We start from the raw sequence: 17931 nt of genomic DNA, 5'->3' as shown, positions 1-17931 counted from the left end.
CATGGCAATCAGCAGGGGACACAGGTTCGAGATCAGCTTCGACGAGGCCTTCCCGCAAGGGCTGGTTCTGGTCGGCGTGGTGGCACCGGACAGCGAGTTCCAGTCGCGAGAGGACAAGGCGGCCGGGCGGCCTACTCGACAGCGTGTCGACGAAATCACGGGAAAGCGGCAGTGGAAGGCCACCGTCACCGATCCGAGCGAGGAGAAGGCGAAGCGGGCCTCGTTCGAGGTGACGTTCTTGGCGGATGTGCAGCCGGTGCCGTCGACGTCGGAGGTACTGCCGGGTATGCGGCCGATCGAACTGGAAGGGCTGACGGCTGAGCCGAAGGTGGCCGGACAGGGCGAGTACAAGTACCAGTCGTACGCGTTCCGGGCGACGGGCTTCAAGGCGGCTGCTGCGGGCGGCGGCTCGAAGTCGGCTCGGGCTGGTGCTGCGGGCACCGGTGATGCGACAGCAAAGGCAGCGTGATGGTCGGCGGGGTGCGGACGGGGCTTGGCTTTGCCGTAGTCCCTCCGCCCCTGGTCGTGGCCTGGGAGCAGGCTTACCGCAAGTTTGGTGACCTGCATGACCGGGCGGCGTCTGGGGTAAATGCACGCCTAGCACATGAGTTGTCGTTGGCCTGCGAAGCGGTCGCGGACGCATTCAAGGCGCTAGCGGCTGAGGGCCGTTTGTCGTGGTGGGTGAGAGCGGCTGTTGTGTCGGCGGCTGAGGGCTTCCAATACGACGCGCGCGAATGGGCGGTACGTGCACAAAGCGAGATGAAGCAACGTAAAGAAGGGAGTGGCGATGTGGGACAAGCCGGGTCTGACGTGGGTAATCGGATCGTGGGACGAAGTGACGGTCGAGGAGACTGGTTCGGATCCGGCTTTCCCGCCGGTGCTGATGATCTCGGGCACGTCGGGACTCTTGACGATTCGGCCCCCAAGCACGCCGCGCATGTGGATGACCCGCGTGCGGTTCCTTCACCAACTCCGCGACGGCGCGGACGAACTGGCGACGTTAGTGGCGGCAAGAGCGATCCGGTAATAGGAATCGAGGGACCGGAATGAGTGAGACCAAAGTGTCCTGCGGCTCCGATGTTCCGCGTACTTTGAGTGCGGCGCGGGCGGATATGGCAACGCGGGTTCCGTCGGTTTCGGACGATTCGGTTCAATGGGTCGCTTATCACCGAACAAATGTGAAGATGTTCAAGGCGGTGGCGAATTTAGATCCGGGCCATAGGTGGGAGTGTTTGGCGTGGGCCGAGTTTGAGCGGCGTCGCGTGGAAGGGTTTACGAGTCGGCCGGAATGGCGCGATGTGACTACGGGGCCGGGTTCGTCGGGGGTGGTGTTGTGATGGTGGCGCATCCGTGGAGGTGGGATACGCCCTTGGATGACATGGAGTTCGCCACTGGGCAGTATGTGCGGCGTGAGCGTGCGCGGCGGAATTGGAGTCAGGAGGAGCTAGGTAAGCGGGTGGGGCTGAGTGGCGGGATGATTTCACGGATCGAGACCGGACAAAAGCCGATCACGTCGATGACGACGTTGATTCGTTTGTGCGAGGAACTAGCGATCGGTTTCGATGATCTTTTGATACTGGCGATTGATGACTACCGAATGCGGGAGGGGGGTTGACATGGAGTCGCGTGATGCGTTTGAGCGGCGGATGTGGCGCTTGTGGTCGGATCGGCCTTTTCCGGACACGTCGCGTGCGGGTGGCTGGATGCGGTGGGTGCGGGTCACTCGGGGCCAGACCGCTGACGAGGTCGCGTTCGTGTCGAATATGTCGGTGAAGCTTTTGTATGAGCTGGAGCGTGGTCACAAGCGGCTGGATTCGGTGGAAAAGGCTTTGAGCCTGGCATATGCGCTGAATCAGGACCCGTTGCGGTTCATGCATCGAGTGGTGACCGACATTCTGGCGGATCGGGAAATCGATCTCCCGGAAGTGGGTGAGTCGGTACATGGATGAGGATGCGCGGGTGCCTCTGCTGCACGACGGTGCGGTGCTGGATGGGATGACGTCGGGGCAGTGGTTGCGGCGGGCTCGAAAGTCTCGACGCCTGACGCAAGCTCAACTGTCCGAGCGGTCCGGTCTTGGCGTGAACTATGTCAGCCACTTGGAGCGGGACGAACGAGCGTTGACCAAGCTGGCCACGGTGGTTCTGCTGGCGGATGGCCTGGACATCGCGCGGGAGCACGTGTGGATGGTCGCGCTGCGGGACTTCGAACGCAGGGAGCGTGCCCGCGCGAAGAAATGATCATGTAGTCGACAACTGAAGAGAAACAATTTTCACACGTGGGACGCGTGTTAGATAAACGCGTCCTCACGTGGCTAAAAGTGTCCCTATAAAACGCAGAACCGGCCGTGTGGCTACCAACCTTGAACCGGTTCTGCGCTGTCCACTGGAGTAAGTGAACAATGCAAAAGATAAACGATGACAAGCGGTGCGAGTCAACGGGGGTCACCCGAACGCGCTGCCCTGAATGTAAACGTTTCGCTCGGCTGCTGCCGGGTGAGGAGAAATGCGCCCCGTGCCTGGGGATGCTCCCGCTGCCGATCGTGGTTCCCGCCGCTGGTGAGCGGGGTGAGCGCCGATGAGTACGCAGGAGATCATGACCACCCTCGCGGTCGGCGGGGGCCTGGCGGTGGTGTTGTGGGTGCTGGCCAAAGTCGGCCGTGTGCTGGCGAGTGTGTTCGAGGCGCTGGCCGCGTTGGCGGTGCTGGGTATGGCGCTGTGGGGCCTGCTGCGGGCGGTCGGCTGGATTGTTCGGCAACTAGTCGGGCACTGGCGTACCTGCCTGGCGCTGCTGGGGTTGTGGGCCTGGTGCTCGTTGCTGGGCTGGGTGTCGCTGGCTGTCACGGTCGGTGTCCTGGCGCTCGTACAGCTCGTGTGGTGGCGCCTCGATGCGGTCGGCTATGACCAGTGGTGTGGGCGGTGGCTGCGGTCGTGGTGGCTGCGCTGGGCGCTCTACGGGCGCAAGCTGGCGGGTTGGCTGCATGCCTGCGGGCTGACGGTCCGAGACACCGCAATCCCGGTCGACGTGACCGTGAACCTGGTATCCCGGCGTCGCAAGCGTGAAGCGGTCACGAAAGCCCGTCAGGAGTCCGGGGTGGCGGTGCCGAAGCTGCTGTCGGTGCGGTCGGGTGCCTCATGGGATGAGGTCCGGGTCCGGCTGGTTCCGGGGCAGAAGCCGGAAGACTTCGATGAGGTCGCCCGCGAGCTGGCGGTGGCGCGCAAGGTTGCCCGGTGCCAGGTGCGGGAGCTTGAGCCGAACGTGGTGTCGATCGACTTCATGCGCCGTGATCTGCTCGACGCGGCGGTGACGTGCCTGCCGGTTCCGGAACTGCTGCCCACCGATGGCTCGGGGGTGGATCTGCGGGCGGTCTACGCGGGGTCGACCGAGTACGGGAAACCGTGGACGGTGCCGTTGATGGGCCGTGGCGCGCACACGTTGGTGGCTGGCGCGACGGGTGCGGGCAAGGGCTCGGTGATGTGGTCCCCGCTGGTGTCCGCCGCTCCGGCAATCCGGGCGGGCCTGGTCCGAATGTCGGGCATCGACCCGAAAGCCATGGAACTGTCCTACGGACGCGGGATCTTCACCCGCTACGGCCAGTCGGGCAAGGAGGCCCTGGAGATCCTGGACGCGCTGATCGATGAGCTGGAGAACCGTAAGCGTGTCTTCGCCGGACACACCCGTGAAGTGCCGCTGTCGACCGAGTTTCCCTTGGAGCTACTGGAGTTCGACGAGATCGGTGCCCTGACCCGCTACACCGACCGGAAGACCCGTGAGGCCATTGTGGAGCGGGTGGCGGTCCTGGCCACGCAAGGCCGGGCACTGTTGTTCACGGTGCGCGGTTATGTCCAGGAGCCGACGAAGGACACCGTTCCCGTGCGGGAGCTGCTGCCGCGTCGGGTGGCGCTGCGGGTGACGTCCAAGACACAGGTTCCGATGGTGCTGGGCGACGGCGCCTATGAACGCGGGGCGTGGGCGAACCGCATCCCGGAAGGCTCGGCTGGTGTCGGCTACGTGTGGGGCGAGGGCATCCGCGAACCGCTGCGGGTCCGGGCCGGGTGGGTCTCCGACCAGACCATCAAGCACCTGGAGCACTACGTCACCAACGGCGGTGCCTCGGTCGTGCACCTGTCAGACCGGCGCGGCGAGAGGGGGACGGCATGACCAGCGCAACCACGAATCAGCAGGTCGAGACGGCAAATAGGCGATTCCGCGGGACGCTCTCTGCGGAGGTTGTGAAGGCCACTGCGGAGAAGCACGGCGTGTGTGTCCGGCCGTTCACGATGGAGGTCGGGGACACCGAAACCGGGGAGATCCGCTACGTCCCGGTGCCGTGCGGATCGACGGTGGAATCAGTGTGTCTTCCCTGTGCTCGCAAGGCAAAGGCGCTGCGGCAGGCCCAGTGCCGTGAGGGATGGCACATGACCGAGGAACCCGTGATCACCCGGGAAACCCCGTCGGAGAGCCAAACGGAGCTGGTGGCGTTCCGGGCTGACCTGGCGGCGGCCTACCTGGAGGCGGTGGCGACCGGTGATGAGGTCGAGGCGGAGGAGATCCGGGCGGAGGTCGACTCGGTGGACGCGGAGCTGCGGGACTCGGGCATGACGGGTCGCCTGCCCGCCCTCGACGTTCCAGAGCGGAAGGCGGTGAAGCGGTCCACGAAACGGAGGCAGGACGCGCCGAACCTGCCACGCCGCAAGGTGTCTTCGGCGACGGTCGGGCGGGAGTACGCGGGGCGCTTCCGGCCGTCGATGTTCGTCACGCTCACCTGCGACACCTACGGCCCGGTGCGGTCGGACGGCTCGCCGGTCAACCCCTCGACGTATGACTACCGGCGGGCTGCCAGGGACGCGGTGCACTTCTCGGCGCTGGTGGATCGGTGGTGGCAGAACCTCCGGCGAGTGGTCGGCTGGGACGTGCAGTACTTCGCCACTGTGGAACCCCAACGGCGGGCGGCTCCGCACCTGCACACCGCCCTACGCGGCTCCATCTCCCATGAGGTCATCCGGATGGTCACCGAGGCGACCTATCACCAGGTGTGGTGGCCCAACCATGACGAGATCGTCTACACGGACCGGGAACCGTTGTGGGACATGGACTCCCGGACGTTCGTGGACCCGGACACCCGGGAGCCGCTGCCCTCGTTCGATGACGCGAAAGATGCGGTCGAGGAACCCGCGCACGTCGTCACGTTCGGCCGCCAAGTCCACTCCAAGGGGATCTTGGGTGGCACGGAGGAATCCGGCCGTCATATCGGCTATCTGACCAAGTACCTGACCAAGTCCACGGGTGAGGTGGTTGACGCGGACACCGCCGGACAGCGGGATCACCACGACCGCCTGCACGCGGAACTGTCGGTGACCCCGTGTTCACCCCGGTGTGCGGTGTGGCTGCTGTACGGGATCAACCCCAAGGGGGCCAACGGAAAGACCGTTCCCGGGCACTGCAAGGGACGTGCACACCGCCGGACCACGTTGGGGCTTCCGGGTCGGCGGGTGCTGGTGTCGCGGAAGTGGTCGGGCAAGACCGTGGCGGATCACAAGGCGGACCGGAAAGCGTTCGTGGTGTCCGCGCTGGCGGATATCGGTGTGGTGAAAGAGGAACCGGCGGCGGATCGGTTCGTGTGGCGCAAGGTCGAATCTGGCGACACGCACTGTCCACCGCGTGATCATCTGGTGATGCGTGCCATTGCGGAGCGGATCACCTGGCGGGCCGAGTACGACAGGGCGCTACTGGCCGCGCAAGGTCCACCCGGCGAGGACTGGCCGGAAACTTCGGCAACTCGGCCAGAGGCCGCTTGAGTCGGGGAAAGGGGGACCAGTTGAGCACTGATACGGCTGCGGTAGAGGCGTTGTGGACTCCGGGAGAGCTGGCGTCGTTTCTGCGGATACCGGAGAAGACGCTCCGGAACTGGCGTTCCGAGGGCGAGTCGGGGCCGCCGTGGATGAAGGTGGGGCGGCACGCACGCTATGCACCCGCTGAAGTCCGGGCGTGGCTCGCGAAGTTGACCAGCAAGTAACCGGGTAGGGACCTGGGCCGTTCATTCAACGGATGGCCCGGGTCCTTTCCCATGGCAGAAAGGCACAACCATGAAGGGTCATGTTCAGGACCGGTGGTGGCGGCAGAAAAAGGACGGCAAAAAGTTTGTCGTGGATGCCAACGGCCGTCCGGTGCGGGAGAAGACGGAACTGTTCGGCAAAGGCGAACGGTACAAGGTCCACTTCTACGATGAGGCAGGCAAGGAACGAAACAAGTCCTTCCCGGACAAGCAATTGGGCAAGGCCCAGAAGTTCCTGACCAAGATGCAGCACGACGTGTTGGCGGGCGAGTACATCGATCCCGACGCGGGCAAGATCACGCTCCGCGTCTACGTGAAACAGTGGCTCAAAGGGCAGTCGCAGGACGCGGCGACCATGCAAACCGTTCGTCATCGGCTGAACGCCCGGGTGTATCCGAAGCTCGGTGATCGTCCGTTGGAGGTCGTGGCGAAGGTCGACACGCTGCGGGACTGGATGGAATGGCTGACCGACGGCGACGAGGACACGGCGGGTGTCCAGGCGTCCTACCGTGCTCAGTTGTGGGACCTGCTGTCAGCGATCCTTGAAGCGGCGGTGGTGGATAAGAAGATCCGCGCGAACCCGTGCAAGGCCAAGAGTGTCCGGCGGCCGAAACCGGAACAGCGGAAGATCGTCCCGTGGACTGACGCGAAGCTCCACAAGGTTCAGCTCGCGCTACCGCCGCTGTATCAGGTGATGGTGCCGCTCGGTGGCGGGTGCGCGCTGCGGCAGATGGAGATGTTCGGGGCCAGTCCCGACGATATCGACCGTGATGCCCTTGAGTTGCACGTAGAGCGGCAAATCAGGTGGATCGGGAGTGTCCCGGTGTTCGCGCCTCCCAAGGGCGGGAAAACGCGAATCGTGCCGCTCGGTGAAGGGGTCCTCGACGCGATCGATGACTACTGCGAGACGTTCGAGCCCGGAACGCTCACGCTGCCGTGGCTGCATCCCGGCGGTGACCCGGTCACGGTGCGCGTGCTGATCGACAAACGACAGTGCGAGATGGGCAAGCATCGGGGCGCACTGGCCACGAATGTGTGGCGGGGCGGGAACTTCACCAGTGACGTCTGGAACCCCGCTGTCCGCGCGGCCGGACACGACTACGGCAAACGACGCGATGGGATGCACGCACTGCGGCACTACTGCGCGTCGGCGTGGTTGGCCAACGGTGTCTCTATCAAGGAAGTAGCCGAATACCTCGGCCACCACGACCCCGGCTACACGCTGCGGCTGTACACGCATCTCGTGCCTTCCAGCCACAAGCGTGCCCGGCTGGCGACCAACAAGACGTTCAAGCCCCGTCGACGGCCTGACACGGCCTCCGACTCCGCGACGGCCTGACAACGGCTTGACAAGATCAACAACACCATAATGGCAGGTCAGAGCACCTTAGAGAAAGTTGTCATACCACTCGATCGTCGTTCCGATCAGGCTGGCACTGACCACCTTCGCGATCGAGCCACGGGGTTGCGTGGTCACCGGGGACGTCCTTTCTGGAGGGTTCACGCGGCGGTCCAGCCGCCGTCGAGGGGGATCGAGGTACCGGTGACATGGGCGGCGTGGTCGCCGGAGAGCCAGAGCACGCACGCGGCGACGTCCGCGGGTTCGATGAGCCGCTTGATCGCCGAACGGCGCAGCAGGACCTGCTCGATGACGGCGTCGCGTTCGAGGCCGTGCTCTTCGGCCTGCGCTTCGAGCTGGCCGGTGACCAACGGGGTCCGGACGTAGCCGGGATTAACGCAGTTGCTGGTCACCCCGTGTTCGGCGCCTTCGAGCGCGGTGACCTTGGAGAGTCCTTCGAGCGCGTGCTTCGCGGTGACGTACGCGGACTTGAACGGGCTCGCGCGGAGGCCGTGGACGCTGGACATGTTGACCACGCGACCCCAGCCGCGGTCGTACATCGGCGGCAGCACGCGGCGGATGAGCAGGAACGGCGCGGTGACCATGAGCGCCTGGAGGCGGGTGAACGTCTCCGGCGGGAACTCGTGGATCGGCGCGATGTGCTGGAAGCCGGCGTTGTTGACGAGGATGTCGATCTCGGCAGGGAGGGTCTCGATGGCCCGGGCGTCGGTGAGGTCGGCGACGTGCGCGATGCCGTCGACCTCGGCCGCCGCCTTCTCGACGGCGTCGTCGATGTCGACGAGGTGGACCTTGGCCCCGGCCTGGGCGAGCGCTTCGGCGCAGGCCAGGCCGATCCCACTCGCCGCGCCCGTGACCAGCGCGGACTTACCCGCCAGATCGCTGTGATACGCACCACTCATGCCCGACGACGTTAGGTCGCTCCAGGCACTTAAACCATGTGGCTACTAGCTACACCTACTCAAGATCCCCTGTCGGCACACCACACCCCCGCGTTTCGTCCTCTAGTTGCGGTAGTTGCGTGCAAGTACCGCAACTGGAGGACGAAACGCGAGGAGGAGGTCAGCCGGCGGCGTCCGAGATGGACTTCGCCTCGCGGGCGCCCGCCTCGAAGGCTTCGCAGGAGAAGAGCAGCCAGGACCGGACACCCTCGGGAGTCCCGTCCGTAAAGGCCGAAGCGGCCTCGAGGTACTTCGGCACGCGCCGGAAGTACGCGACCTCAGGCACCGTCAGCGCCTTGGGGTCCAGCCCCGTCGCCACCGCCGAGAGCCGCGCCGCAGCCCGCGCGACGATCCCGTCCGCCGAACCGAAAGGCTTCAGCGCCAACAGTTCCCCGTGCACGACGGCGGTGAGCACCGGTCCGGGGACCGACGTCGCGCCGGTGACGAGTTGCGCCAGCATCTCCAGCCGCGGCCCGACGTCACCGGACGACCGCGGTCGTCCCAGCGCGTCGAGGTCCGTCACCAGATCCGACGCGGCGAGGACGTGCAAGCGCGCCAACGCCTGCAGCGGCGCACGCCGCCACGCCGGGAGCAGCCCCTCCAGCGCTTCCGCGACGCGCAACGCGCCCGCCAGTACCGGATCGGTCACTTCGCCGGATTCCGGCAGTTCGGGCGCCGCGCCCTCGATCCCGGCCGACGCGCGCGCCGACCGCACGGACGCTTCGGCGGCCGTCGCCGCGCCGCCACGCAGGTTGGCGGGCAGCCGGTGGACGGCGAACACCGCGTCCTGTGCCGATTTCGCGGCCGCCGCGACACCTTCGAGATCCAGCAGCGGCTTCAGCGGATCCGTCACGCGTCCAGCACCTGACCCTCGCGGCGCACGACCGGTGCCTGCACCGACCACGGGAAGTTGATCCACCGGTCCGTGTGCTTCCAGACGTACTCGCATTTCACGTCGGAGCGCGGCTTCTCGTAGACGACCGCGCAGCGCACCTCGGCGACATGGTCGGCGCAGAAGTCGCGGACCAGCTTCAACGTCGCGCCGGTGTCCGCCACGTCGTCGGCGACGAGCACCTTCTTCTTCGTCAGGTCGACGACGTTCGGCACCGGCGGCAGCATCACCGGCAGGTCGAGACGCTGATCGACGCCGGTGTAGAACTCGACGTTCATCACGTGCAGGTTCTTCACGTCCAGCGCGTAGCCGAGCGCGCCGGCGACGAACAGGCCGCCGCGCGCGATCGACAGGATCAGGTCCGGCTCGAACCCGTCGTCGGCGACGGCCTGCGCCAGCTCCCTGCCGGCCGTTCCGAACAACTCCCAGGTGAGCTCTTCCCGCTCCTCGGCCATGCGCGCCTCGCCTTCTCGATCGTTCCCGCGAGCATAGGCAACGCCTCAGTGGCCTTCTCGAATGCTTCGAAACTGGCTATCCAGCAGGGCCAATGCCGGACGTAGCGTCAAGATCGTGAACGACTGGAACGACCACGCGACCCTGGACGGCGAACGCGTCCGCCTCGAACCGCTCACCCGCGACCACGCGAAGGGCCTGTTCGAAGCCGGATCCGACCCCGCGATCTGGACCTGGCTCAGCCTCCGGCAGCCTCGGGACCTCGCCGAGGCCGAGGCGATGGTCGACGGCATCCTCGCCGACACCGACCGCCGCGCCTGGGCACAGCTCGACGCGCACACCGGCGAGGTCGCGGGCACGACGTCGTTCTACGCGATGAACGCGCGCCACAAGATCATTTCCCTCGGCTACACCTGGATCGGCTCCGCGTGGCAGCGGACCGGTCTCAACCGCGAGTCGAAACTCCTGTTGCTGCGCCACGCTTTCGACGACCTCGGCGCGAACCGTGTCTCGTGGGAGACCGACATCAACAACCTGAAGTCGCAGAAGGCGATCGAACGCCTCGGCGCACAGCGGGAAGGGGTGCTGCGCGCGCATCGCGTCCGGCCCGACGGAACCGTCCGTGACACCGTTGTCTACTCCCTCACCGGACCAGAATGGCCCGCGGTCCGTACCGCTTTGTCCTCAAGCGGATGAATGCCGCGCGCAACCACGATGCAACCTTTTACTTCGCGTCGTAACGTCGATAGCGTGCCAACGGGCGTGAAGACACGCGAATCACAGGAGGCATCGCACCATGACCGAGCAGTCGCCGGCGCTGGACAATTTGCTCACGGAGAGCAGGACCTTCCCCCCGAGTGAGGCTTTCAGCGCGCAAGCGAATGCCACCGCCGACTTCTACGCCGAAGCCGACGCGGACCGGGAAGCTTTCTGGGCCAAGCAGGCCGAGCGCCTCCACTGGGACACGAAGTGGTCGCAGGTATTGGACTGGACCAATGCGCCGGTCGCGAAGTGGTTCGTGGGCGGGAAGCTGAACGTCGCCTACAACTGTGTCGACCGCCACGTCGACGGCGGACACGGAGACCAGGTCGCCATCCACTGGGTCGGCGAGCCCGGCGACAGCCGTGACATCACTTACGCGCAGCTGAAGGACGAGGTCTCCCGGGCGGCGAACGCCTTCGAGTCCCTCGGCCTCACCGCGGGCGACCGCGTCGCCATCCAGATGCCGATGGTGCCCGAAGCGATCTTCGCGATGCTCGCGTGCGCCCGCATCGGTGTTCTGCACAGTGTCGTCTTCGGTGGTTTTTCCCCGACAGCGCTGCGATCCCGGGTGGACGACCAGGCGGCGAGGATCGTCATCACCACCGACGGCCAGTACCGCCGCGGCAAGGCCGCGCCGATGAAGGTCAATGTTGACGAAGCGCTCGAAGGCGCCGAATCGGTCGAGAAGGTCATCGTCGTCCGCCGCACCGGCGACGAGGTGCCCATCACCGAAGGCCGCGACCTCTGGTGGCACGAACTGGTCGACGGCCAGTCCGCGGAGCACGCGCCGCAGGCGTTCGACTCGGAGCACCCGCTCTTCATCCTCTACACCTCCGGCACCACCGGGAAGCCGAAGGGCATCCTGCACACCTCCGGCGGTTACCTGACCCAAGCGGCGTACACGCACCACAACGTCTTCGACCACAAGGCCGGCGAAGACGTCTACTGGTGCACCGCCGACATCGGCTGGATCACCGGGCACACCTACATCGTGTACGGGCCGCTGGCGAACCGGACGACGCAGGTCGTCTACGAAGGCACGCCGAACACCCCGCACGAGGGCCGCCACTGGGAGATCGTCCAGCAGCACAAGGTCTCCATCTACTACACCGCGCCCACGTTGATCCGCACGTTCATGAAGTGGGGCAACGAGATCCCGGAGAAGTACGACCTCTCCTCGCTGCGCGTGCTGGGCAGTGTCGGCGAGCCGATCAACCCCGAAGCGTGGATCTGGTACCGCGAGAACGTCGGCGCGAACTCGGCGCCGATCGTCGACACCTGGTGGCAGACCGAGACCGGCGGGATCATGATCTCGCCGCTTCCGGGCGTCACCTCCACGAAGCCGGGCTCCGCGCAGAAGGCGCTGCCGGGCATCTCGGCGAAGGTCGTCGACGACCAGGGCGTCGAGGTCGGCAAGGGTGGCGGCGGCTACCTGGTGCTCGACAAGCCGTGGCCGGGCATGCTGCGCGGCATCTGGGGCGACGAGGAACGGTTCCGCGACACCTACTGGTCGCGCTTCCGCGACCAGGGCTACTACTTCGCCGGTGACGGTGCGAAGTACGACGCCGACGGCGACATCTGGCTGCTGGGCCGGGTCGACGACGTGATGAACGTGTCCGGGCACCGCATCTCGACCACCGAGGTCGAGTCCGCGCTGGTCTCGCACCCGACGGTCGCCGAGGCCGCCGTCGTCGGCGCTTCCGACCCGACCACCGGGCAGGGCATCGTCGCGTTCGTCATCCTGCGCGGCAACGCCGTCGACGGTGGCGACAAGGCCGTGCAGGAACTGCGCAACCACGTCGCCAAGGAGATCGGCCCGATCGCGAAGCCGCGGCAGATCCTGGTCGTGCAGGAACTGCCGAAGACGCGGTCCGGCAAGATCATGCGCCGCCTGCTGCGCGACGTCGCCGAGAACCGCCAGGTCGGCGACGTCACCACGCTGGCCGACTCGTCCGTGATGGACCTGATCTCTTCGGGCCTGAAGTCGGGCAAGTCCGAGGAGTAGCTCCCGAGAGCGCCAGGAAAGGCCCGTTACTTGCAAATTTTGCAAGTAACGGGCCTTTCCTGGCATCGGTCAGGCGGGCTCGACAGCCAGCCAAAGCTCACAAGTGGCGGTCCCGAAGTCGTCCGAGTGCTCCAGGATCGTGACGATCGACGGCCCCGGCCGCAGCCGCCACGGGTTGGACGGGAACCACTCGGTCGCCGTCGCCGCCCACACCTTCTGCAGCGCCTCCGGATGCGGGCCGTCGGTACGGAAGACCGCCCACCGCCCGGACGGCACCTCGATGACGTCGAGATCGCCGGGTGCGTCCCCGGTGACGGCGACCCCGTGCAGGTAGGTCAGCTCGGCGCCGTCCGGGTCGAGAGCGTCGCTGACCTGCAGCAGCCCCGGCGGCTCGGTGTCGCTGAGCGCTTTCAGCCGGGCGTGCGCTTCCGGCGGCAGCGCGGTGATGTGCCGTTGAATGTGCGGATTGACGCCCTCGTGGACCAGCGGGACGCGGGTCGCGTGCCCGACGAGCCGGAAAGCGGGCCGGTCGACGATACGGGTTTCCATGGGGATGCTCCCTTCGACGCTCAGGCGGAACCTGAGCCGCGGTTGTGTGCGAAGGGGGCCTCCGTCGCGGCGGACGTCACCGGGACCGGCGCCGTGGACCGCCCGGAACGCCCTGCCGAACGCCTCTGCCGAGCCGTAGTCGTACCGGACGGCGATGGTCAGCAGATCGTCCTCGCCACGGACGACGTCGGCGACGGCGGCGGTCATGCGGCGACGGCGGACGTACTCCGACAGCGGCATTCCCGCCAGCGACGAGAACATCCGGCGCAGGTGGTACTCGGTCGTGCCGAGCGCACCTGCCAGCCCGATGACGTCGAGCTCGTCGGTGAGGTGCTCTTCGACCAGGTCGACGAGCCGGTTGAGTGCCGAGATCACGAGGCCTCCCTTCGCCGTCGACTCTGACGGAGCGCGACCGGACCGCGCCCGATCGTCGCGGACCGATCCGATCATGCGACACGCTTAGCACACCCTGCCGCGCGACAGTCGAACGCCTGTTCTAGGATGTGCCGGGTACCACCCCATACCCGGGCAAGGAGACGACACCGACGATGACCGTGGATGCCTTGACACGCACTGACGCCGTGTCCGAAGAAGCGGCTACTGAAGCGCCCGTCGACTCGAAGCCGCAGGCAGAGTCCACCGAGACGGCCGAGAACGCGACGGCCACCGAGACCGGGGACTCCCCGGCCGAAGACAAGACGGAGACCCCCGCCGGAGAAGCCGCGGCGGAGTCCCCCAAGCCCAAGCGTGGCCGCCCCAAGGTCGCCACGACGGCGAAGAAGACCCGCACCGTCGAGCTGACGCTCACGGTCACCGGCACCGCCGACGGCGAATGGCAGGCCGAGCTCAAGAACGGCGCCAAGTGGGTCGCGAAGGGCCTGGAGATCCCGGCCGCCGCCGTGTCCCGCGCCGCCAAGGAACTGCACGCGGACCTGTCGGGCCCGATCGACGAGGTCATCAACGCCGCTCGCGAGCTTCAGGCCGCGAAGGTCGCCCAGCTCGAAGCCGAGCTGGAGAAGGCGAAGCTGGCCCTGGCCGAGCTGGACGCGTAAGACTTTCCTCCCGACCGGGGCGGACGCTGGAACTTCAGTGTCCGCCCCGGTTTCTTTTCATCCGCTGATCGGCGGCCGCGACGGCAGTGGCGTTTTGAACTCGATCCACTGACTGTCCACAATGGCCTCGACGCTGTGCGGGACACCGCGCGGGTGGACGATCGTCTCGCCCACCTCGAGCGTCACCTCCCGGCCGTCGAGCGTGCCGCGCAGCGAACCCGAAACCAGGTACACGATGCTGTCGTGATCGTGGCTGTGCACGGGAGAGGCGACGCCCGCCGGGTAGAAGATCTCGTACGCCAGACCGCCTTCCGCCGTGGCGGCCGTCCGGAACCGGCCCTGCCCGCCGAGCAGCGGCAGCCCCTCCACTGTGGACATCGGCGTCCAGGTCATCGCGCGGCCTCCAGGGCTGCCGCCTCTTCCTCGCGGTCCGGGTCACGGGCGAGCAGGACCCCGATGACGGTCACCACCGCGGTCGCCAGCAGGTAGACGCCGATCGCGAGCCAGCTGTCGAAGCCGGCGAGCAGCGCCGTGAACAGCAACGGCGCGGGCGCCCCGCCGATGACCCCGGCGAGGGTGTACGCCAGCGAACTGCCGGTGTAGCGCAGGCGCGGCGAGAACTGCTCGGTGACGAGCGCGGCCTGCGGCCCGTAGAGCGCCGCGTGGATGACGAGCGCGAGCACGATGCCGATCGCCAGCATCGCGAACGAACCGCCGCTGACCATCGGGAAGAACACGAACGGCCAGATCCCGGCGGCGATGGTCGCGAACAGGTACATCTTGCGGCGCGAGACCCGGTCCGACAGCGCGCCGAACAGGGGCATCAGCACCAGCTGGAACGCCGAACCGATCATCACCGCGGCCAGCCCGGCGCCGCGAGAGAGGCCGGTGTGCGTGGTGACGTACGTCAGCACGAAAACGGTGAACAGCGCGTAGAGGACGTCCGGGCAGACGCGGATCAGCACGGCCGCGATCAGCGCGCGGCGTTCGGTGCGGAAGACCTCGGAGATCGGCGCCGACGAACGTTCGCCACGCTCCTGGAGCTGCTTGAAGACCGGCGTTTCCTCCAGCTTGAGGCGGATCCACAGGCCGAACACGACCAGCACTCCCGACAACAGGAACGCGATCCGCCAGCCCCAGCTGTTGAACTGGTCCTCGGTCAGCAGCGCGGCCAGTACGGCGAGGACGCCGTTCGCGAGCAGGTTGCCCGCGGGCGGGCCGATCTGCGCGGCCGACGCCCAGAACCCGCGTTTGCCCGGATCCCCGAACTCACTCGACAGCAGGACGGCGCCACCCCACTCGCCGCCGATGCCGACACCCTGTGCGAAGCGCAGCGCCACGAGCAGGATCGCCGCGAAGCCGCCGATGCTCTCGTACGTGGGCAGGACGCCGATGAGGAACGTCGCGACACCGGTGAGCACGAGGGTCATGACCAGGATGCGCTTGCGGCCGAGCACGTCGCCGAGGCGGCCGAAGATGAACCCGCCGAGCGGCCGGGCGAGGTAGCCGACGGCGTAGGTGGAGAACGCCGCCATCGTGCTCGCGAGCTGGTCTTCCGAGGGGAAGAAGAGATGCCCGAAGATCGTCGCGGCCGCCACCGAGTAGGCCGCGAAGTCGTACCACTCGAGCGCTGTTCCCGAGAGGCTGGCCGCGAAGGCCTTGTGCAGCGAGCGCCGGTCACCGGCTGGTGCGGTCATGTCCACTTCCCGTCCGTTCGAGGTCCCTCAACCCCGCCGGGAGGGGTTGAATTGCGGATATACTCCTTGTATACAAGCTGTATGCGCAACCCCCAATTTCGGAGGACAGATGCCTGAGCTGCGTTTCACCCTTCCCGACGGCCAGGAGCGGCGGACCGAGGTCCACACGCTGCTGAACGCCGGATACGCCGGTCGCAGCCAGGAAGACGTCGCCGCCCACGTGGCCGAACTGGCCGAACTCGGTGTCCCGGCCCCCTCGGTGATCCCGGCGCTCTACCCGGTCGCGCCGTACCTGGCGAGCCAGACCGAAGAGGTCCCCGTGCAGCACGAACGGACCTCCGGCGAGGCGGAATGGGCCCTCGTCATCACCGGTCCGGCCCCCGAGGACGTCCTCCTGACCGCCGCCTGCGACCACACCGACCGCGCGCTCGAAGCCCATGGCGTCGCGTGGAGCAAGAACGCCGGCCCCGACGTCCTCGCCGCCAAGGCGTGGCGGCTCGTCGACGTCCAAGACCGGCTCGACGAGCTCACACTGTCCGCCTGGGCCGGGGAAACCCTGATCCAGCAAGGAAAACTCGCGGAACTGCTGCCGCCGTCGTACTGGCTGGACGTGCTGCGCGAACGCGGTCTGCACGCGCCGGGCACGGTGTTGATCTCGGGCACGATCCCGATGGTGCACGGCGTCGACCAGTTCGCCGACTCCTGGCGCGTGGAACTGGGCGACCCGGCGACCGGCGAGACGATCGACCTCGCCTACACCGTGCGGCGGCTGCCCGAACCGATCGGCTGAAGCAGCTCGCCGAGGAAGGCGCGGTATTCGGCCTTCATCGGCAACTCGCGCTCGACGCGGACGCGGCGGCGGGTCGCGGAGACCTCGATCTCGCGCACCGGGTCGAAACCCGTGCGTTCATAGGTCTCCCAGTACAGCCCGACGCCGCGTCGCTGCCAGGTGGGCACTTCGGCGAAGTTGACGCCGTGCGCGAAGAGCAGTTCGTTCTTCTCGGCGGTACCCGCGCCTTCGATGGCGGCTCCGGCCTCACTCGCCGACTTCCCCGCCTTGCGCAGGATCCAGTAGCACCAGCCGTTGAGCGCGCAGCGGGTCGCGTCCGCCTGACGCCACGAGAAGTAGTCGACGACGTCGTCCGCCGTCGTGCCGAGCCAGACCCGGCCGTCGAAGTGCGCGGGCGTCCCCGCCGCGTGGGTGAACGCGGCCGACGCGACCCCCGCGGAGATCGACACGAGCTTCTCGACACCCCGGCCGAAGAGGTCCGTGGCGGGGTCGAGCAGGATCGAGATCTCGTCGCTTTCCGTGTAGACGTAAGGCGAGGCGAACTCCGCCATCAAGGCGTTCGCGGTCTCGACCATGCACTCGCCGAACCGCGGATCGAACGGCTTCTCGAACCGCGCTTCGGTGAACTTGGAGAATCCCCTGCCGTCGACGCGGAGCACCGTCCAGGAACCGGGCGGCACCGTCAGACCGTGGAACCACTCACGTTCCCGTTGCCGCGCTTCGAAACCGCCGGACTCCACGGTCACCCCCGTTCCACGACGAAACCGCCCTCGCCGTCGAAACCGACGGTGTACAGCTCGTCGAAACCGTCCTCGGCGCCAGGTCGCCTGAGGCGTTTGAGCGTCGCATACAGACCGACGTCCGGCACCCGGGTTTTGCCTTGCCGGCGCGCGTTGCGCTCCTGCGAACCGACGAAGTCCGGCGGGAACCAGTACCCGGCGACCTTCGCGCCGTACTTTTTGGCGACCTCGATCAGCGGCACCCACTCTTCGGCCGACGGATTGGTGTTGTCCACGACCACCGAACGACCGCCTTCGAGCGCCTCGGTGAGCATCCGCAGCTGGCGGACCTGCGGACGGCGGGCGTTGGGGAACGTGTCCTTGCTGACGTGGACGTGCGTGCCCGCGAACTCCCGCCGGAAGAACGTCGTCTTCCCGGACGCCTGGAGCCCGATCAGGATCACCACTTCGGCCACAGGCACAACCTAGCCCGGTACAGGTGGGTCGTGAGTGACGTTTCGGGTTCCATTGAGGGGTAAGGCGAATGTGGCGTTTCTGTCGCTCGCCCGCACGCTGGCTTTCGCGACGCTTCCGAACCTCCGCCGCCCACGGGGACCGCAGACCCGTGGCGAAGCCACTGTCACGCGAGGTCCTAGCCGAC

Annotated in this window: 22 protein-coding genes; 14 read left to right on the top strand and 8 right to left on the bottom strand. The window is 66.9% G+C overall.

The genetic code is table 11. The annotated features are described in order from the left end of the window. Nucleotide 1 precedes the first annotated feature (1 nt). The 10 genes from ACLJRM_RS10570 to ACLJRM_RS10525 all read left to right on the top strand — a co-directional run bounded on the left by ACLJRM_RS10570 (nt 2) and on the right by ACLJRM_RS10525 (nt 7392). On the top strand, nt 2–469 hold the full coding sequence (locus tag ACLJRM_RS10570; protein ID WP_410662910.1) for a hypothetical protein: 468 nt from the start codon (nt 2–4) through the stop codon (nt 467–469). A 318-nt stretch (nt 470–787) separates the two neighbouring features. After that, the gene (locus ACLJRM_RS10565; RefSeq protein WP_410662909.1) at nt 788–1027 is read left to right on the top strand and encodes a hypothetical protein; all 240 of its coding nucleotides are present in this window, start codon (nt 788–790) and stop codon (nt 1025–1027) included. Between the two features lie 19 nt (nt 1028–1046). After that, entirely contained in the window at nt 1047–1337 is a 291-nt protein-coding gene (locus ACLJRM_RS10560) for an AMED_5909 family protein (protein ID WP_410662908.1), read from the top strand. A gap of 41 nt (nt 1338–1378) precedes the next feature. Then, entirely contained in the window at nt 1379–1615 is a 237-nt protein-coding gene (locus ACLJRM_RS10555; RefSeq protein WP_410663175.1) for a helix-turn-helix domain-containing protein, read from the top strand. A gap of 1 nt (nt 1616) precedes the next feature. Next, the gene (locus ACLJRM_RS10550) at nt 1617–1949 is read left to right on the top strand and encodes a hypothetical protein (RefSeq protein WP_410662907.1); all 333 of its coding nucleotides are present in this window, start codon (nt 1617–1619) and stop codon (nt 1947–1949) included. A gap of 10 nt (nt 1950–1959) precedes the next feature. Beyond that, a complete protein-coding gene (locus ACLJRM_RS10545; protein ID WP_410662906.1) occupies nt 1960–2238 on the top strand; it encodes a helix-turn-helix domain-containing protein in 279 nt (92 codons plus the stop codon). 355 nt (nt 2239–2593) lie between these two features. Continuing rightward, nucleotides 2594–4159 carry an FtsK/SpoIIIE domain-containing protein gene (locus tag ACLJRM_RS10540; protein WP_410662905.1) on the top strand — a complete coding sequence of 522 codons (1566 nt, stop codon included), beginning with the start codon at nt 2594–2596 and terminating at the stop codon, nt 4157–4159. Next, nucleotides 4156–5796 (top strand): replication initiator, encoded by a 1641-nt coding sequence (locus ACLJRM_RS10535; protein WP_410662904.1) that lies wholly within the window; start codon nt 4156–4158, stop codon nt 5794–5796. Before ACLJRM_RS10540 ends, ACLJRM_RS10535 begins: the two co-directional genes overlap by 4 nt. Beyond that, a complete protein-coding gene (locus ACLJRM_RS10530) occupies nt 5793–6014 on the top strand; it encodes a helix-turn-helix domain-containing protein (RefSeq protein ID WP_410662903.1) in 222 nt (73 codons plus the stop codon). Before ACLJRM_RS10535 ends, ACLJRM_RS10530 begins: the two co-directional genes overlap by 4 nt. A 130-nt stretch (nt 6015–6144) precedes the next feature. After that, on the top strand, nt 6145–7392 hold the full coding sequence (locus ACLJRM_RS10525) for a tyrosine-type recombinase/integrase (protein WP_410662902.1): 1248 nt from the start codon (nt 6145–6147) through the stop codon (nt 7390–7392). A gap of 161 nt (nt 7393–7553) precedes the next feature. Here the strand turns inward: ACLJRM_RS10525 and ACLJRM_RS10520 are convergent, their stop codons facing one another. The 3 genes from ACLJRM_RS10520 to ACLJRM_RS10510 form a co-directional block, all read right to left on the bottom strand. Next, complete coding sequence (locus ACLJRM_RS10520) at nt 7554–8312, bottom strand: 3-hydroxybutyrate dehydrogenase (RefSeq protein ID WP_410662901.1); 759 nt, start codon at nt 8310–8312, stop codon at nt 7554–7556. Between the two features lie 160 nt (nt 8313–8472). After that, the gene (locus tag ACLJRM_RS10515) at nt 8473–9204 is read right to left on the bottom strand and encodes an oxidoreductase (RefSeq protein ID WP_410662900.1); all 732 of its coding nucleotides are present in this window, start codon (nt 9202–9204) and stop codon (nt 8473–8475) included. Next, nucleotides 9201–9698: a phosphoribosyltransferase gene (locus ACLJRM_RS10510; RefSeq protein ID WP_410662899.1), complete on the bottom strand. Its 498-nt coding sequence runs from the start codon at nt 9696–9698 to the stop codon at nt 9201–9203. The genes ACLJRM_RS10515 and ACLJRM_RS10510 overlap by 4 nt, the downstream gene beginning before the upstream one ends. 115 nt (nt 9699–9813) lie before the next feature. On the opposite strand from ACLJRM_RS10510, the gene ACLJRM_RS10505 reads away from it, so the two are divergent. Next, nucleotides 9814–10392, top strand: a complete 579-nt coding sequence (locus tag ACLJRM_RS10505; RefSeq protein WP_101611128.1) for a GNAT family N-acetyltransferase — start codon at nt 9814–9816, stop codon at nt 10390–10392. A 100-nt stretch (nt 10393–10492) separates the two neighbouring features. Continuing rightward, nucleotides 10493–12463, top strand: coding sequence for an acetate--CoA ligase (acs, locus tag ACLJRM_RS10500; protein ID WP_410604965.1), 1971 nt, complete (start codon nt 10493–10495; stop codon nt 12461–12463). Nucleotides 12464–12532: 69 nt separating this feature from the next. Here acs and ACLJRM_RS10495 read toward each other — a convergent pair whose 3' ends face one another. After that, complete coding sequence (locus tag ACLJRM_RS10495; RefSeq protein ID WP_410662898.1) at nt 12533–13387, bottom strand: GyrI-like domain-containing protein; 855 nt, start codon at nt 13385–13387, stop codon at nt 12533–12535. A 173-nt stretch (nt 13388–13560) separates the two neighbouring features. On the opposite strand from ACLJRM_RS10495, the gene ACLJRM_RS10490 reads away from it, so the two are divergent. Beyond that, nucleotides 13561–14064 carry a DUF6319 family protein gene (locus ACLJRM_RS10490; protein ID WP_410604963.1) on the top strand — a complete coding sequence of 168 codons (504 nt, stop codon included), beginning with the start codon at nt 13561–13563 and terminating at the stop codon, nt 14062–14064. A gap of 57 nt (nt 14065–14121) precedes the next feature. Here ACLJRM_RS10490 and ACLJRM_RS10485 read toward each other — a convergent pair whose 3' ends face one another. Both ACLJRM_RS10485 and ACLJRM_RS10480 read right to left on the bottom strand, forming a co-directional pair. Beyond that, nucleotides 14122–14457, bottom strand: coding sequence for a cupin domain-containing protein (locus tag ACLJRM_RS10485; protein ID WP_410662897.1), 336 nt, complete (start codon nt 14455–14457; stop codon nt 14122–14124). Next, complete coding sequence (locus tag ACLJRM_RS10480) at nt 14454–15761, bottom strand: MFS transporter (RefSeq protein ID WP_410604961.1); 1308 nt, start codon at nt 15759–15761, stop codon at nt 14454–14456. The genes ACLJRM_RS10485 and ACLJRM_RS10480 overlap by 4 nt, the downstream gene beginning before the upstream one ends. Before the next feature lie 109 nt (nt 15762–15870). Between ACLJRM_RS10480 and ACLJRM_RS10475 the strand changes: the two genes are divergently transcribed. Then, nucleotides 15871–16551, top strand: coding sequence for a DUF2848 domain-containing protein (locus ACLJRM_RS10475; RefSeq protein ID WP_101611132.1), 681 nt, complete (start codon nt 15871–15873; stop codon nt 16549–16551). On the opposite strand, the gene ACLJRM_RS10470 is transcribed toward ACLJRM_RS10475, so the two are convergent. Continuing rightward, a complete protein-coding gene (locus ACLJRM_RS10470; protein WP_410662896.1) occupies nt 16515–17297 on the bottom strand; it encodes a tRNA(His) guanylyltransferase Thg1 family protein in 783 nt (260 codons plus the stop codon). The genes ACLJRM_RS10475 and ACLJRM_RS10470 overlap by 37 nt on opposite strands. Further along, nucleotides 17294–17746: an ATP-binding protein gene (locus tag ACLJRM_RS10465; RefSeq protein WP_101611133.1), complete on the bottom strand. Its 453-nt coding sequence runs from the start codon at nt 17744–17746 to the stop codon at nt 17294–17296. The genes ACLJRM_RS10470 and ACLJRM_RS10465 overlap by 4 nt, the downstream gene beginning before the upstream one ends. Nucleotides 17747–17931 lie beyond the last annotated feature (185 nt).

This window comes from Amycolatopsis sp. lyj-84 (genome assembly GCF_046549075.1).
In the GTDB taxonomy this organism is placed as follows: Bacteria; Actinomycetota; Actinomycetes; order Mycobacteriales; family Pseudonocardiaceae; genus Amycolatopsis.
Note: the sequence above shows the minus strand (reverse complement) of the source record. Positions and strands in the feature narration are given on the sequence as shown.

Excerpts from the sequence above, each read along its gene's own strand:
- ACLJRM_RS10560 (WP_410662908.1), top strand. The coding sequence starts at position 1,047 with ATGAGTGAGACCAAAGTGTCCTGCGGCTCCGATGTTCCGCGTACTTTG.
- ACLJRM_RS10535 (WP_410662904.1), top strand. The coding sequence starts at position 4,156 with ATGACCAGCGCAACCACGAATCAGCAGGTCGAGACGGCAAATAGGCGA.
- acs (WP_410604965.1), top strand. The coding sequence starts at position 10,493 with ATGACCGAGCAGTCGCCGGCGCTGGACAATTTGCTCACGGAGAGCAGG.
- ACLJRM_RS10475 (WP_101611132.1), top strand. The coding sequence starts at position 15,871 with ATGCCTGAGCTGCGTTTCACCCTTCCCGACGGCCAGGAGCGGCGGACC.
- ACLJRM_RS10570 (WP_410662910.1), top strand. The coding sequence starts at position 2 with ATGGCAATCAGCAGGGGACACAGGTTCGAGATCAGCTTCGACGAGGCC.
- ACLJRM_RS10540 (WP_410662905.1), top strand. The coding sequence starts at position 2,594 with ATGACCACCCTCGCGGTCGGCGGGGGCCTGGCGGTGGTGTTGTGGGTG.
- ACLJRM_RS10550 (WP_410662907.1), top strand. The coding sequence starts at position 1,617 with ATGGAGTCGCGTGATGCGTTTGAGCGGCGGATGTGGCGCTTGTGGTCG.
- ACLJRM_RS10565 (WP_410662909.1), top strand. The coding sequence starts at position 788 with ATGTGGGACAAGCCGGGTCTGACGTGGGTAATCGGATCGTGGGACGAA.
- ACLJRM_RS10520 (WP_410662901.1), bottom strand. The coding sequence starts at position 8,312 with ATGAGTGGTGCGTATCACAGCGATCTGGCGGGTAAGTCCGCGCTGGTC.
- ACLJRM_RS10485 (WP_410662897.1), bottom strand. The coding sequence starts at position 14,457 with ATGACCTGGACGCCGATGTCCACAGTGGAGGGGCTGCCGCTGCTCGGC.
- ACLJRM_RS10480 (WP_410604961.1), bottom strand. The coding sequence starts at position 15,761 with ATGACCGCACCAGCCGGTGACCGGCGCTCGCTGCACAAGGCCTTCGCG.
- ACLJRM_RS10555 (WP_410663175.1), top strand. The coding sequence starts at position 1,379 with ATGGAGTTCGCCACTGGGCAGTATGTGCGGCGTGAGCGTGCGCGGCGG.
- ACLJRM_RS10490 (WP_410604963.1), top strand. The coding sequence starts at position 13,561 with ATGACCGTGGATGCCTTGACACGCACTGACGCCGTGTCCGAAGAAGCG.
- ACLJRM_RS10510 (WP_410662899.1), bottom strand. The coding sequence starts at position 9,698 with ATGGCCGAGGAGCGGGAAGAGCTCACCTGGGAGTTGTTCGGAACGGCC.